The following is a 14,677-nucleotide window of genomic DNA, read 5'->3' as shown; positions in this document are numbered from 1 at the left end:
CCGACCCGTCGCCCGCGCCGACGCCGGGGAGGGCGACGGCGCGGGCGACGGGTCGGCGACGGCCGCGGCGGGAGCAGCCAGGCCGAACGCCAGCACGGTTGCGGCGAGGGTCGCCAGCAGCCGGCGCGTGAGAGGGCGCCGCAGCACGGGTGAGCCAGGAGGCTGGGAGGTCACGGTCATACGAGCGTCGGTGGAAACGAGGGGGCCTCGCACCGCGACGAGTCTATGTCCGCGCACCTCGGAGCCCCCCGATAGCCTCGCGGAGACGGTTGAATGGAGCGGTGCTCCCCGAACCCGATCCGACGCTGTGTCACCTCCTCGCCGACGACCTGAGGGCGGCGGGCTACAGCAGTGCGGCACTGCGGTCCGCGTGGGGCGTTCGGGCCGACGACGCCATCTCGCGGGGCCTGCTCGAGCCCGCCCTGCGGGCGTTGGGCGACCGGCGGGATCCACTCGCGGTGCTCGGGCGACTGTGGGGACTCGGCCGCTCCGTGCCGATCGAGGACCTCGCGCCCGCCCTGCCCTCGATCGGGGTCGCGGGCGCTGTCGCACTGGGACTCGCCGCGCACGAGGGTGATACCGTCACGCCCGCCGTCCTGGTGCGCCCGCAGGCGATCGCCGACGCCGACGGCGAGGAGGAGTGGTGGATCGCCAGTGACCTCGACGAGGCCGCGCTGGGGGGACCCCTCCCCGAAGACCACGTGCTGGGCGTCGGCGGGGCCTCGCAGACGCTCGCGCGCCTGCAGGTCACCTGGCGTGCCGCCTCGGCTCTCGACATCGGCACGGGGTGCGGCATCCAGGCCCTTCGACTGCGTCGGCTGGTGCCGCGCGTCGTCGCGACGGACATCTCGGAGCGGGCGCTGCGTTTCACCCGCTTGAACGCTCTTCTGAACGACGTCGACGGGATCGAGACGCGCCACGGTTCGCTCTTCGATCCCGTCGCGGGGGAGACGTTCGAGCGGGTGGCATCCAATCCCCCGTTCGTCATCACCCCGCGGGTGGCCGGCGTGCCGGCCTACGAGTATCGCGACGGCGGGCTCGAGGGGGACGCTCTCGTGGCCTCCGTGATCGCCGGTGTCGGAGCGCACCTCGCTCCGGGCGGGCTGGCGCAGTCACTCGGAAACTGGGAGTACCGCGACGGTGAGAGCGGACTCGACCGAGTGAAGGGGTGGGTCGATCCCGCCCTGGACGCCTGGGTCATCGAGCGCGAAGTGCTGGATCCCCTCGCGTACGCCGAGCTGTGGGTGCGCGACGGCGGGACGGTGCCGGGGACACCCGCCTACGCCCGTCTGATCGACGCGTGGCTCGAGGACTTCGACCAGCGTGGGGTCACGGGGATCGGTTTCGGCTACGTTCTGCTGCGGCGACCGTTGGCGGGCGGGCCCACCCTCGAGCGTTACGAGCGCGTCGCGAGCGGCGGGGAGGCGGCGTTCGGTCCGCACCTGGCCGCGTGTCTCGAGGAGCACGATCGCGCCGCTCTGCTCGACGACGACGGGCTGGCCGACGCGACGCTCCGGGTGTCGCCCGACGTGACCGAAGCCCGACACCACCACCCCGGCGAGGAGGCTCCGTCGGTGATCGAGCTGCGTCAAGGAGGGGGATTCGCTCGCACGATCGAGGTCGACCCCGCGCTGGCCGCTCTCGTGGGAGCCTGCGACGGCGATCTGTCGGTCGGACCGTTGATCGGTGCGATCGCCGAGCTTCTCGATGTGGATGCCGACGACCTGCGCGCGGACCTCCTCCCCCGCGTCCGCGAGCTCATCGTGACGGGTTTCCTGCGCTTCCTCGACGCCTGAGCGTCGCGGAGCTCGAGTGTGCGGGACCCTCGACGAGGGGCCGACCTCGGTCCGGCACGCTGTCGGTGGCCCCGGATAGGCTCGATGCATGCTGAACATGGCCGAGGGTCTCGCGCGCCTCGAAGAGCTCGCCGCGCACCCCGTCGTCGCCACTCTGGCCCGGGTTTTCGCCGACGCGGGCCGCGATCTCGCGATCGTCGGCGGCCCGGTGCGCGATGCGCTGCTCGGACGCCTCACCCACGACTTCGACTTCACCACCGACGCTCGCCCCGACGAGATCCTCGCTCTCGTCAAGCCCGTCTCATCGGCCCAGTGGGACGTGGGCCGGACCTTCGGGACGATCGGTGCGCGCGTCCAGGGCGAGCAGGTGGAGATCACGACGTACCGCGCCGACAGCTACGACGGCGTCACACGCAAGCCCACCGTGGAGTTCGGCGACACCCTCGAGGCCGATCTCACCCGCCGCGACTTCACCGTCAACGCGATGGCGCTGCGTGTGCCCGCGCGAACCCTGGTCGACCCCACCGGCGGCGTCGAAGACCTCATCGCGGGGCGTTTGCGGACGCCGATCGATCCGGCCGTCAGCTTCGGCGACGACCCGCTGCGCATGCTGCGCGGGGCGCGCTTCTGCTCACAGCTCGAGTTCGACCTCGACCCCGACACGCTCGACGCGATCGCCGAGCTGCGCGAGACGCTTCAGATCGTGAGCCCGGAGCGCGTTCAGTCCGAGCTGGTGCGGCTTCTTCAGACCGATGATCCGGTGCGCGGCATCCGGGTTCTCGTCGAGACGCGGCTGATCGACGAATTCCTCCCCGAGGTACCGGCGTTGCGGCTCGAGGTCGACGAGCACCACCACCACAAAGACGTCTACGAGCACTCGCTCACGGTGCTGCGGCAGGCGATCGCGCTCGAGAAGCAGCGGACCCCGGATGCCGCGCCCGATGTGCCCCTCCGCCTCGCGGCTCTGCTGCACGACATCGGCAAGCCGGCCACTCGGCGTCTCGAGCCGGGTGGGGGCGTCACGTTCCACCATCACGACATCAAGGGCGCGCGCATGGCGCGCAAGCGCCTGCAGGCGCTGCGGTTCGACGCCGCGACCACCACGGTCGTCTCCCGCCTGGTCGAGCTGCACCTGCGCTTCTTCGGCTACGCCGAGGGGGCTTGGACGGATGCCGCGGTGCGCCGCTACGTCCGCGACGCGGGCGACGAGCTCGAGCGGCTGCACATCCTCACGCGGGCCGACGTGACCACGCGGAACAAGCGCAAGGCTCAGCGCTTGGCATCCGCTTATGACGACATCGAATCCCGCATCGCGTCGCTGCGCGAGCAGGAGGAGATCGACGCGATCCGTCCCGAGCTCGACGGGAACCGCATTCAAGAGGTCCTGGGGATCGCACCCGGTCGCGAGGTCGGCGAGGCCTATCGCTTCCTCCTCGACCTGCGCCTCGACGAGGGCGTGGTCGGGGCGGAAGAGGCCGAGCGGCGCCTTCGACAGTGGTGGGCGGCGCGCGACTGACGCGGAGTCGCGGGCGTCGATATCGGGTCTATCGGTGGGAGCGATCTCACCCCTATGCTCGAAAAACGCAATGTGAGCGCTAACGCGCACGAGTGCACGACACGGTCCCGTCATACGGATGCTTCTTGTCGATCCGGACTGATGGAACGTCGGAATGCAGCGGGAACGAGCGACTCCTCGCGTCCGGAGATCCTTTCGGTATGCCGTCGGTCCGTTTATCAAGGAGCCCTCGTTGACTCATTCACCCTCTCGCCGGTGGCGGCGGTTCATCGCTCCCGCGGCCGCCGCTGTCGCCGTCGTCCTGACCACCGCATTGTTGTCCGCTTCTCCCGCGGCCGCCGGCACCGATGAGCCGGTCTGGGACCCGGTCGATGCCGCGGGATCACAGGCCGAGCTGGGCGTGAAGACGGACGCACCGGTCGCCGCCTTCGACGTCGATCTGAAGTCGGTCCTCACCGGACCGGGCGCGTTCCGTACGAGCCAGCGGTCGGCGGTCCCCGCGACGCAGCATCTGACGCTTCCCGACCCCACCGGGGCATTCGTGGACTTCGACGTGCAGCCGATCAGCGTCATGGAAGACGAGCTCGCGGCGCGGCATCCGGAACTGAAGACCTATGCCGGACACGCGACCGACGACCCCACGACGTCGGTCCGTCTGAGTATCACTCCGCTCGGCGTCTCGGCCTCGGTGCGCAGCGGCGACAACCGCTCGGTGCCGTGGTACATCGATCCCGTCCCCTCGGATGCGGGCAGTGCCAAACCGCAGCACATCTCTTACGGGCGCGACGCCGCCCGCGAGGGAAAGGGGACGGCGCAGTTCCTCGAACCCCGCCAGGAGGCACCGGTCGTCGCCGCGGCGGCCGGCGAGGCGCCGACGGCGACACGGCAGGTCATCCGGCTCGCGCTCGCGAGCGACCCCAGCTTCGCGCGGTTCTATGGCAGCGAGAACGTCCTGGCTGCCAAGGTCGTCATGATCAACCGCGTCGCGCAGATCTACAACGACGATGTGGGCGTGCAGCTCAAGCTCGTCGACGGCACCGAGCAACTGAACTTCGACACGGACTCGGCCGCGTACGATCCGGGCGGCGCCTGCGGGAATGATGCGTGCTACTGGCGTGATGCCATGCGCGAATGCAGCGACGGCCTGCTGTCGGCGAATGCGGGAGCTCTGGCACGCATCCTCGGTGACGACGCTTTCGATGTCGGTCACATCTCGCTGGGATCGAGCGATGGCGGCATGGCCTACTGGAACGTCGTGGGCCAGGACTATTGGAAGGCCGGCGGCTGCACGGCCCTCGCGGCTCCGGTGGGTGACATCTTCGCGACCGACTACCTGGCTCACGAGATCGGGCACCAGTTCGGGGCCACGCACACCATGAACGCGTGCGTGAACTCCCAGGGCGACTCGGCCATGGAGCCCGGCTCGGCGTCGACGATCATGGGTTACCCGGGGATCTGCGGGGAGAACGATCTGCAGTCGAACGTCGACCCGTACTTCTCCGCCTTCACCATCGATCAGATGCACCACTGGACGGGGTGGGCCGGGGAGCACGTGGCATCCACGAACACCGTCCCGGTGGTGACCGCGCCCGAGAGCCGGACGATCCCCATCCGCACGCCCTTTGCGCTGACCGCTTCGGGCAGCGACGCCGACGGAGACGCACTCTCCTACGTGTGGGAGCAGTCGAACCTCGGCGACTTCGGACGCGCACTCCGCGACCCGAACAAAGTCGACGGACCGCTGTTCCGCATCTTCTCGAAGGCGGCGGACCTCACGTACGAGCAGGCCCACTCCTACTACTCCGGTGCGCGGAACGCAGCCGGACCCGTCCCCACGCGGGTGTTCCCCGACATGGATCAGATCCTCAGCGGGGCGACGAACGCGCACACGGGCCTCTGCGACATGACCGACGAGGCGCAGGTGCGGGACTGCTACTCCGAGTTCCTGCCGACCGCGGCGTACGAGGGCAACGGCAATGGCGGATTCGACTTCCGTGTCACCGCGCGGGACCAGCGCGCGGACGGTGGGGGCGTCGCCATGGCGGGCGTGCACATCGGCATCGACCGGGCGGCCGGTCCGTTCGAGGTCACGAGTCAGGCGGATGCCGGTCAGTCGGTGATCGGCGGACGGAGCACCGAGATCACCTGGGCGGTCAACGGCACCGACGCACCCGAGCTCGCTCCCGAGGTGCGCATCACGCTGTCGACCGACGGAGGAAAGACCTTCGACCACGTCCTGGCGGAGCGGACCGCGAACGACGGCTCGGAGAGCGTGACATTCCCGAACCTCTCGACAGAGAACGCCCGCATCAAGATCGAGGCGGTCGACAACTACTTCTTCGCCGTCAACCGGGCCGACTTCACGATCGCCGAGACGGCGCTGAAGTCGATCGAGCCGCAGGCGGTGCGGACCATCCCCGGTGTCCCGGTCGACCTTCCGACCACGGTCGTCCCCGTGTACGCCGACGGAGCGCATGCACCCATCCCGGTGACCTGGGACGCCTCCGGTGTGGACTGGGCGGCGGCAGGCAGCTACCGCGTGATCGGGACCGGAGTCGATGACGATGCCAACCCGTTCTCGGACGCGGTGCTCACCGTCGAGGTCGGCGACTTCAGCCGGACCGATCCTGTTTCGGCGACCGTACCGACGGGCCAGCCGGTGTCGTCCCTCGCGGGTCTGCTTCCCTCGACCGTGCCCGCACAGGTCGGCGACGGTGAGGCACGGTTCGACACGGCGGTGACGTGGGACACGACGACGGTGACGCAGGCGGATCTGGATGCCGTCGGCTCGGTCCGCATCGATGGGACCGCCGAATCGGCCGTCGCCGGGAATCCGGGACTCCCGGCGGTCCTCACCGTGTTCGTGACGGAGGGGAGCGCTGTCAACGTGGCGCCGATGAGCGAGACCCGGACGGCTTCGTACACCGAGCCCGGCTACTCGATCGACCAGACGGTGAACGGCGACCTGTACGACAAGGCGTGGTCGGACTGGCGCGGGGACGGCTCCAACCCGACCGAGACGTTGACCTACACATGGTCCTCGCCGCAACTGCTGGACACGGTCGTGCTGACCGGATTCCGCGACGGGGGCGACCACTCGCTGCCCGCCGAGGTGAGTGTGTCGTACACCGATGACCGCTCGGGTGAGCGTGTGACGACGACGCCGGTGCCGATCGACACCGAGGGCGACGTGCCACAGGCGACGATCGACGTTCGTGTCGACGGGAGTCCGGCGTGGACCTCGGCCATCGACGTTCACCTGACCGCGAAGGAGGACTCTTACCTGACGATCTCGGAGGTGCGGGCGTTCTCGCGGACGGCCAGTCGCGCATCGGCAGCGGCGCCCGGGGGTCTGAGTGCGGTTCCGACCAGTGGGCCGACGGCAGCGCCGGCCGCCCTGGTCTCGACGGCTTCGTCCTCGACTTCGTCGGCGGGAGCGAGCAGCGCCCGCCTGAGTGCGACCGGCAGCCCCGACACGACGAACGCGATCAGCGTAGCCGCGCTCCTGGTCGCCCTCGGCGCGGTGGCTCTGGTGGCCGCGCGGGTCCGCCGGCGGCACGGATCCGCGACCTCGTCCGACGACTGACCCGGCCGTCCCTGCCGGGCACTCCCCTCACTCCTCCCTGACGCGCTCCTCCTGGAGGGCCGCGAGCACGAGGTGGGTGAGATCGATGCTCACGATCCGCGGCTCGTCGCTCACGGCGTCGGCGCTGTCGGGGTCGGTGTGGGGGCGGTATCCGTGCTGGTGGCCACCGGAACGGGGCCGCCCCCGCGAGCCCTGTCACACCCCGAACGGGTCTCTCGTCCCCCTACCGATCCCCCTCGTCTTCGGCGGGGCGGTCGGTCGCCAGCGCCGCCGTCACGAGGTGCGTCAGGTCGATGCTGATGATGCGCGGCTGCTCGGTCACGGGGTGACCCCTGCCTCGGTCGGAGTGGGGGCCGGCTGCGTCGCGGCCGGCGTCGCGTCTGACGAGGGGCCGGCCGGGGTCGGGGAGGCGCCCGGGGTGGGTGCCGCCGCGTCGGGTAGCGGCTGCACCTTCAGGAACGGGAAGGTCGTGTCGCGCGCTTTCGCCACGTCGCTCCCGGGGTTCGTCCACGTGGGGTCCTGGCCCGCGGGAATCTCGCGCAGGGGGAAGACATTCCACGCCTCGCTTCCGCCGGGCACGAGATAGGGCACGGGGACGGGTCCGCCGCCGCCGTAGAAGTACGAGTCGTACGTCTCCCCGAGGTCGCGGCCGACGGTCGTGAGCGGTGTGCCGTCCTGGGTGTACAGCTGGACCAGCGGGATCGCATTGCCTTCCGCGTCGAACGCGAAGATGTTGCGGACGCGTTCTCCGTCGAGCGAGAGCCCGGGAGGGACGTACGCGCTCGGCGTGTCCTCGCGGGTGACGGCTTGGGTGAGCGCCGAGGAGCCGATCGCGAGGAAGAACGGCAGCAGGACGATCGCGCCGATGTTCGCGATCGCGGCGAGGCCGTGCAGCCACCGGCGCGGCAGCCACCGTCCCCGGCCCCACTGCACGCTGAGCAGCACCGCACCGAGCAGGAGCAGCCATGCGCCGGGGTTCCGCGTCAGTACGAGCGCCGGGGAGAGGGCCCCGCCGATCGTCGTGAAGGGTGAGAACACCAGCATCAGAAGGAAGACGGCGACGTACCAGACCGCCGCGCGGACCAGCCACCACACGGGGCGGACCGCCGACAGCAGGTCGAGCAGCCACGCGCCGGCGGGGTTCGCGGCGAGGCTCTCGCCGAGACGCTGCCACCGCTGCTGCGCCCGCTGGATCAGTGACGTCTTCTGGGGTGTTCCTGCGTTTGCATCGCGCTCCGGGAGCCCCGCGGCCGCGCGGAGTTCGGCGGCGTAGGTCGCGGCATCCGGAAGCGTGAAAGCGTCGCCGGCCTCGGCGGCTTGATCCGAGAGGTCCGCCTCGAGACCGTCGAGGAGATCGTCGACGTCGTCGGCGGGGAGGTCATCGAGGTGCGTGCGGACCGCGGCGGCAAAGGCGCGGATGCCGTCGTGCACGGGTGTGGTGATCATCGGGCGTCTCCGATCGTGCGCAGCTTCGTGGGGGTGGTGTCGTCAAGGAGGGTCGTCATGGCGGTGGAGAAGTGGGCCCAGCTCTCGCGCTGGGTATCGAGCAGTTCTCTGCCCTGCGGGTTGATCGCGTAGTACTTGCGGTGCGGCCCGCCCTCGGACGGCACGACGTAGCTCGACAGTGCCCCCGCGGAGTAGAGGCGTCGCAGCGTGCCGTACACGGACGCGTCTCCGACTTCGCCGAGCCCCGCTTCGCGCAGGCGGCGCACGATGTCGTAGCCGTACCCGTCGTCGTGCTGCACGACCGCCAGCACGGCGGCATCCAGCACCCCCTTCAACAACTGCGTCGTATCCACGCGCACTCCCTTCGCTTCTCTGCCTCGGACAGTACCACGCACTGCACAGTAGTGCGCGATGCGATGGCGTGTCGCCGGCCGTCCTGCGGAGGGGACAGCGGATTCTGCTCACGACGGCACTGCAGAACGAGGCAACTCCGCGGGACGGTGGCGCGGGGAAACGCCGAGGGGGTGGCATCCGTCTCGAAGAACGGATGCCACCCCCTCGAGGTGACGATCAGGGAACGACGACCGCGCGCCCGCGCACCTTCCCCGCGTGCAGCTTCTTGTACGCCTCGACGGCGCCATCGAAGCCGTAGCGCTCGACGTGGACGCCGACCGCGCCGCTGCGCGCGAGATCGAGCACCTCGATGAGCTCGCTGCGCGTCCCCCAGTACGGCGCACGCACGGCGGCACCCATCGGCGTCGAGAAGAATCCGGCGGGAAGGATGCCCCCGCCGATCCCGACGATGTGGATGAAGCTGTCGATCCCGGCGACCTGTCGGGCGAGGTCGATCGTCGGCTGCACGCCGACGAAGTCGAAGACCGCGGCGGCACCGAGACCGTTCGTCAGCTCGCGGATGCGCTCCGCGGCGTGCTCGTCGGAGGTCACGGTGTGGTGCGCGCCGACCTCGCGCGCGAGGGCCAGCTTGTCCTCGCCGAGGTCGACTGCGATGACGGTCGCCTGCGTGATCGCGCGCAGGATCTGGACGCCGACGTGGCCGAGGCCTCCGACCCCGATCACGACGGCGGCCGCACCGGGGTACAGCTTCTCTTTCGCGGAGACGATCGCGTGGTACGGCGTGAGGCCGGCGTCGGTGAGAGACACGGTCTCGACGGGATCGAGGTCGCCGAGGGGCGCGAGGTGGCGCGGATCGTCGACGATCACGTACTCGGCCATGGCTCCCGGGCTGCCGAGACCGGGAGGGGTGATGCCCATCTCCGCCGCGTGCGGGCAGTAGTTCTCGGCACCCTTCGCGCAGGCATGGCAGCGGCCGCAGCCCCACGGTCCGTAGATGGCGTAGGCCTCGCCGATGTTCACGCCCTCGACGCCCTCGCCGAGCTCATCGACGATGCCGGCGCCCTCGTGACCGAGCGTGAGGGGAAGTCCGTAGGTGTACTGCTCCTCGGGGAGGTCCATCACGAACCAGTCGGAGTGACACAGCCCCGCCGCCGTCACCTTGAGACGCACCTGGCCCGGACCCGCGTGGGGCTCCTCGATCTCGACGACCTCGGGGCCTTTGCCGATCTCGCGATACTGCACTGCCTTCATGGCATCCCTTTCTTTCGTTGTCTCCACCGTCTGCCCGGGGGGTGGCGCGTGTCGAGGGGGTCGACGGCGTTTCCTCGGCTTGAGAACCCGTCTCATCAATGCGTGTGAATGGACTTCGGATGCCGGGACCGACACGCCGAGCGGTTGTTCGCGGACGCGCCCGCGGGGCGGACCCGCTCTCCGTCGGCGGAGGCTGGCATCCCGCCGTCGACCCTCCCGTCCGCGCGTCCGCGGACCTACACTGGACGCACCTCCGTCACCGCCGATGGGAGTTCCGTGTCTTCTCCGTGGTCGCGTCCGACCGTGTCCCCCGAGACCTCGGGGTTGCTCATCGCGCGTGCCCATGATGAGCTGCTCGCCGGCAACGAAGACCGCCGGCTCGGCGACGTGCGTGCGCTCGTGCGCGACTCCTGGCGACGGTCGTTGGCATCCCTCGTCGGTCCGGAAGGGCTCCCCTCCCTCGATCTCGCGAGCGACGAGCTCGAGGCGTACCGCCGCGCACACCCGCTCGCCGGGGTGATGGACATGGTCCGCGCGCTGCTGCTGCCCGGGTCGGCCGAGGAGTCGGGGGTGGTCGTCGCGGTCGGCGACGCCGCAGGACGCCTGCTGTGGGTCGAGGGCGACCGGCATATCCGCACCCTGACCGGCGACATGGGGTTCGTCGCGGGGGCGAACTGGGCGGAGGACGCCGTGGGCACCTCGGCCCCGGGAACGGCGCTGACGCTCGATCGGTCGGTGCAGATCCGCGGCGCGGAGCATTTCAACCGTCTCGTGCAGCCGTGGTCATGCACCGCGGCGCCCGTGCACGACCCGGAGTCGCGCCGACTCCTCGGAGTGATCGACGTCACGGGAGGCCCTGAGGCGGTGACTCCGCAAGCGCAGTTGCTGGTGGATGCCACGGCCCGGGCGATCGAGAGCGAGATCCTCGTCGCGCGGCTGCGGGCTCAGCAGGCGCCGTCGTCGAAGCGATCGGCGCCGTCGCGGGCGCTGCTGCGCATCCTCGGCCGCGATCGGGCGATGCTGGAGGTCGGTGGCGGGACGCTCGAGCTCAGCGCCCGCCACGCCGAGATCCTGCTTCTGCTCGCCGTCCACCGCGAGGGGCTGTCGGCCGAGGCGCTGAGCGAGGCGGTCTACGGCCACGCGGCGGTCGAGACGCTCCGGCCCGAGATGGTGCGGTTGCGTCGCGCTCTCGTCCCCGTCGCGCCCCGCCTGGTCCCGGCATCCCGTCCGTATCGTCTGCCCGACGGGTTGGAGACCGACGCGCAGCACGTGCTGTCGCTGCTGGATCGCGGTGCTCACCGCGTGGCCCTCGCTGCTTATGCGGGGCCCGTGCTGCCCGAGTCGGATGCCCCGGGGGTGGTCGAGGTGCGGGAGTCGGTGCGCTCGGCGCTGCGTGAGGCGCTGCTCGCCGAGGCGGGTGTCGACGTGCTTCTCGCTTATGCCGAGACGGCGGAGGGGCACGACGACGAGGAGGTCTTGCGGCTGTGCTTGGGCATGTTGCCCGCGCGGTCTCCCAAGCGCGCCGGGCTCGTCGCGCGGATCGAGAGGCTCGAGCGCGACTGAGGTTCGCGCGACTCCTCCCGAGTCCGTGAAGGCGACGCGCCGGGAGGGTGCCCGATGTCGGAGGCCCTCGTTACGCTGAACATATGGACGAAAAGGCGCTTGACATCTTCTCGGCAGCTCGCGCTCGACGCGACGTGGGGCGCATCCGCGAGGCTCTCGCCGAGGTCAAGGCGGGCGATGTCGCCCGCGTCATCGTCCGTTCTCCGCGCTACGGGCTGTACGCGATCGAGGGCACCGTGCGCATCGGTGTGGGTGGCCAGCCGCTCGTCGGCGACATCATTCTGGGCACGAGCTCCGAGATCCAGCGGATCGATGTCGGCATCGAATCGCCGGAGCCCGCGCTGGGAGCGGACGTCGTCGACCCGTCGACCCTCCCCCACGGAACCCCCGTGCGCGTGACGTTCTCGACGCCCACGAACCAGACCTTCGCGTTGACCGGTCCGATCACGGCCGGCAACGACCGCTTCCTCCTCGTCGGCAGCTGGATCGTGGCCGACGACCGCACGATCGCCCCGCGCGTCATCAGCATCGAGCGTCTCGACGACGTCGATCTGCACGAGGTGAACGTCCCGCCCCTGCGCTCGGTGCTGGCCGACGCCGACGCCTGACGGCACGCGCGGAACGGATGCCACGGCCTCAGGGTCGTGGCATCCGTCATTCGTGGGGTGGGCCGGGCGCGCCCGCGCGGTGCCCGGGTGGGGCGGGGCAGCGCGGTGCCGGGGTGGTGCGGGGCCGCGCGGTGCCGGGGCGGGGCCGGCGAAGCGCGAGACTGCAGTGCTGTGCCCAGCCCGCACCCGTTTGACGTCCATTGAGTGCGGTTTCGGCGGAGGGATGCGGTCTCGCGGAGCGCGCCCCACCCGCCTGCAACCCGATGCAACCTCCCCCGGCGTAGCGTCGGCGCATCGCCGCCCGAAGCCGTCGCGGCGACTCATGACCGTCGAAGGAGACACGCATGACCATCGTCGAAGAAGGCGTCTCGAGCGTCTACGCCGCACCCGGAACCCGCGGGGCCGTCGCCGAGTACCGCTCGCGGTACGGGCACTACATCGGCGGCGAGTGGGTCGAACCGCACAGCGGCGAGTACTTCGAGAACATCACCCCCGTCACCGGCAAGCCTTTCTGCGAGGTGGCTCGCGGCGACGCGCACGACATTGATCGGGCGGTGGATGCCGCGTGGAAGGCGTTCGCGAGCTGGAAGAAGACCACTCCGGCCGAGCGCAGCGTCATCCTGAACAAGATCGCCGACCGGATCGAGGAGAACCTCGAGAAGATCGCCGTCGCCGAGACGTGGGAGAACGGCAAGCCGGTGCGCGAGACCCTCGCCGCCGACATCCCCCTGACCGTCGACCACTTCCGCTACTTCGCGGGTGTGCTGCGGGCGCAGGAGGGCTCGCTCAGCCAGCTCGACGAGAACACCGTGGCGTACCACTTCAACGAGCCGCTCGGTGTGGTCGGGCAGATCATCCCGTGGAACTTCCCGATTCTCATGGCCGCGTGGAAGCTGGCCCCGGCCCTCGCCGCGGGCAACTGCGTCGTGATCAAGCCGGCGGAGCAGACTCCGGCATCCCTGCTGTTCCTGTTCGACATCATCGGCGACCTGCTCCCCGCGGGCGTCGTCAACATCGTCAACGGGTTCGGCATCGAGGCGGGTGCGCCCCTCGCTCAGCACAAGCGGATCCGCAAGATCGCCTTCACGGGTGAGACGACGACCGGCCGACTGATCATGCAGTACGCGTCGCAGAACCTCATCCCGGTGACTCTCGAGCTCGGTGGCAAGAGCCCCAACGTCTTCTTCGAGGACGTGGCGCTCCGCAGCGACGACGCCTACTATGACAAGGCTCTCGAGGGCTTCACGATGTTCGCCCTCAACCAGGGCGAGGTCTGCACGTGTCCGTCGCGGTCGCTCATCCAGCGATCGATCTACGACCGGTTCCTCGGCGACGGCCTCGAGCGCGTGAAGAAGGTGCGCCAGGGCAACCCGCTCGACCCCGAGACGATGATCGGCGCGCAGGCGTCGAACGACCAGCTCGAGAAGATCCTGTCGTACATCGACATCGGAAAGCAGGGCGGCGCGAAGCTGCTCACGGGCGGGGAGCGCGTCGACCTGGGCGGCGACCTGTCGGGCGGCTACTACGTCGCCCCGACGGTGTTCGAGGGCACGAACGACATGCGCATCTTCCAGGAGGAGATCTTCGGACCGGTGCTGTCGGTGACGTCGTTCGACGACTTCGACGACGCGATCTCGATCGCCAACGACACCCTCTACGGCCTCGGCGCCGGCGTGTGGAGCCGCAGTGGCGACACCGCGTACCGCGCGGGCCGGGCGATCGAGGCCGGCCGCGTCTGGACGAACACGTACCACCAGTACCCCGCTCACGCGGCGTTCGGCGGGTACAAGCAGTCGGGCATCGGCCGCGAGAACCACCTCAAGATGCTCGACCACTACCAGCAGACGAAGAACCTGCTCGTGTCGTACGCCGAAGGCGCGATGGGCTTCTTCTGATCGGCCGTGTCGGGGTCGTGGCGGCGACCCCGACCGCGTGGCCCCCGGGTTCGTCCCGGGGGCCACACCCCTTTTCGTCGCTGGCGCTCCGGGCCATGTTGTTCCCACTGCGCTGCGGCGCTGACTGGCGGCCTTCCTGCGGCTGCCGCGCCGACCCTCGTCCCACTTATGGCCGGTCACCGGCCGCGACACCGACACATTGTGGGACATGAACCGAAAGGAGTGGGACATGGCGACCCAGCTCTCCCGTGTGGAGGTGACGGATGCCGCAGCTGCGCTGCTGCGCGACCTGACGGCCAGGCACGGCCCCCTGATGTTCCACCAGTCCGGCGGGTGCTGCGACGGCAGCTCGCCGATGTGTTACCCCGTGGGGATGTTCCTGACCGGACCGAGCGACGTATTGTTGGGCACCATCGACGCCGGGCTCGACGATCCGATCCAGGTCTTCATGTCGGAGTCGCAGTTCGAGTACTGGAAGTTCACGCACCTGACGATCGACGTCGTGCCGGGGCGCGGCGCGGGCTTCTCGGTGGAGGGGCCGACGGGGATGCGATTCCTCATCCGTTCGCGGATGCTGACGGAGGAGGAGGCGGTGGCGTTCGGGGTGGGTGCGGCTGCCGAATGAGGCTCGCTCGCCACCGTCGGTCGCGGACATGGGTGGT

General features: G+C 70.0%; 10 protein-coding genes. 7 read left to right on the top strand and 3 right to left on the bottom strand.

What is annotated here, in order from left to right; translation table 11 throughout:
* The first annotated feature begins 281 nt into the window (after window positions 1-281).
* The 3 genes from NS220_RS01230 to NS220_RS01220 all read left to right on the top strand — a co-directional run bounded on the left by NS220_RS01230 (window position 282) and on the right by NS220_RS01220 (window position 6,898).
* Complete coding sequence (locus NS220_RS01230; protein ID WP_058622292.1) at window positions 282-1,796, top strand: DUF7059 domain-containing protein; 1,515 nt, start codon at window positions 282-284, stop codon at window positions 1,794-1,796.
* An 88-nt stretch (window positions 1,797-1,884) separates the two neighbouring features.
* Window positions 1,885-3,312 carry a CCA tRNA nucleotidyltransferase gene (locus tag NS220_RS01225; RefSeq protein ID WP_058622291.1) on the top strand — a complete coding sequence of 476 codons (1,428 nt, stop codon included), beginning with the start codon at window positions 1,885-1,887 and terminating at the stop codon, window positions 3,310-3,312.
* A 232-nt stretch (window positions 3,313-3,544) separates the two neighbouring features.
* Complete coding sequence (locus NS220_RS01220) at window positions 3,545-6,898, top strand: reprolysin-like metallopeptidase (protein ID WP_193755237.1); 3,354 nt, start codon at window positions 3,545-3,547, stop codon at window positions 6,896-6,898.
* 318 nt (window positions 6,899-7,216) lie between these two features.
* Here the strand turns inward: NS220_RS01220 and NS220_RS01215 are convergent, their stop codons facing one another.
* The 3 genes from NS220_RS01215 to NS220_RS01205 form a co-directional block, all read right to left on the bottom strand.
* Complete coding sequence (locus tag NS220_RS01215; protein ID WP_058622289.1) at window positions 7,217-8,344, bottom strand: hypothetical protein; 1,128 nt, start codon at window positions 8,342-8,344, stop codon at window positions 7,217-7,219.
* A complete protein-coding gene (locus tag NS220_RS01210; protein WP_058622288.1) occupies window positions 8,341-8,697 on the bottom strand; it encodes a PadR family transcriptional regulator in 357 nt (118 codons plus the stop codon). The genes NS220_RS01215 and NS220_RS01210 overlap by 4 nt, the downstream gene beginning before the upstream one ends.
* A gap of 217 nt (window positions 8,698-8,914) precedes the next feature.
* Entirely contained in the window at window positions 8,915-9,949 is a 1,035-nt protein-coding gene (locus NS220_RS01205) for an NAD(P)-dependent alcohol dehydrogenase (protein ID WP_058622287.1), read from the bottom strand.
* A 276-nt stretch (window positions 9,950-10,225) separates the two neighbouring features.
* Here NS220_RS01205 and NS220_RS01200 point away from each other — a divergent pair, with 276 nt between their 5' ends.
* The 4 genes from NS220_RS01200 (at window position 10,226) to NS220_RS01185 (ending at window position 14,640) form a co-directional block, all read left to right on the top strand.
* Window positions 10,226-11,512, top strand: a complete 1,287-nt coding sequence (locus tag NS220_RS01200; RefSeq protein WP_058622286.1) for a GAF domain-containing protein — start codon at window positions 10,226-10,228, stop codon at window positions 11,510-11,512.
* A gap of 83 nt (window positions 11,513-11,595) precedes the next feature.
* Window positions 11,596-12,120 (top strand): hypothetical protein, encoded by a 525-nt coding sequence (locus NS220_RS01195; protein WP_013584618.1) that lies wholly within the window; start codon window positions 11,596-11,598, stop codon window positions 12,118-12,120.
* A 344-nt stretch (window positions 12,121-12,464) separates the two neighbouring features.
* On the top strand, window positions 12,465-14,015 hold the full coding sequence (gene exaC / locus NS220_RS01190) for an acetaldehyde dehydrogenase ExaC (protein ID WP_058622285.1): 1,551 nt from the start codon (window positions 12,465-12,467) through the stop codon (window positions 14,013-14,015).
* A 229-nt stretch (window positions 14,016-14,244) separates the two neighbouring features.
* Window positions 14,245-14,640 carry a DUF779 domain-containing protein gene (locus tag NS220_RS01185; protein WP_058622284.1) on the top strand — a complete coding sequence of 132 codons (396 nt, stop codon included), beginning with the start codon at window positions 14,245-14,247 and terminating at the stop codon, window positions 14,638-14,640.
* Window positions 14,641-14,677: the final 37 nt, after the last annotated feature.

Origin of the sequence: Microbacterium testaceum (genome assembly GCF_001476655.1) — a bacterium.
GTDB lineage: Bacteria > Actinomycetota > Actinomycetes > Actinomycetales > Microbacteriaceae > Microbacterium > Microbacterium testaceum_C.
Note: the sequence above shows the minus strand (reverse complement) of the source record. Positions and strands in the feature narration are given on the sequence as shown.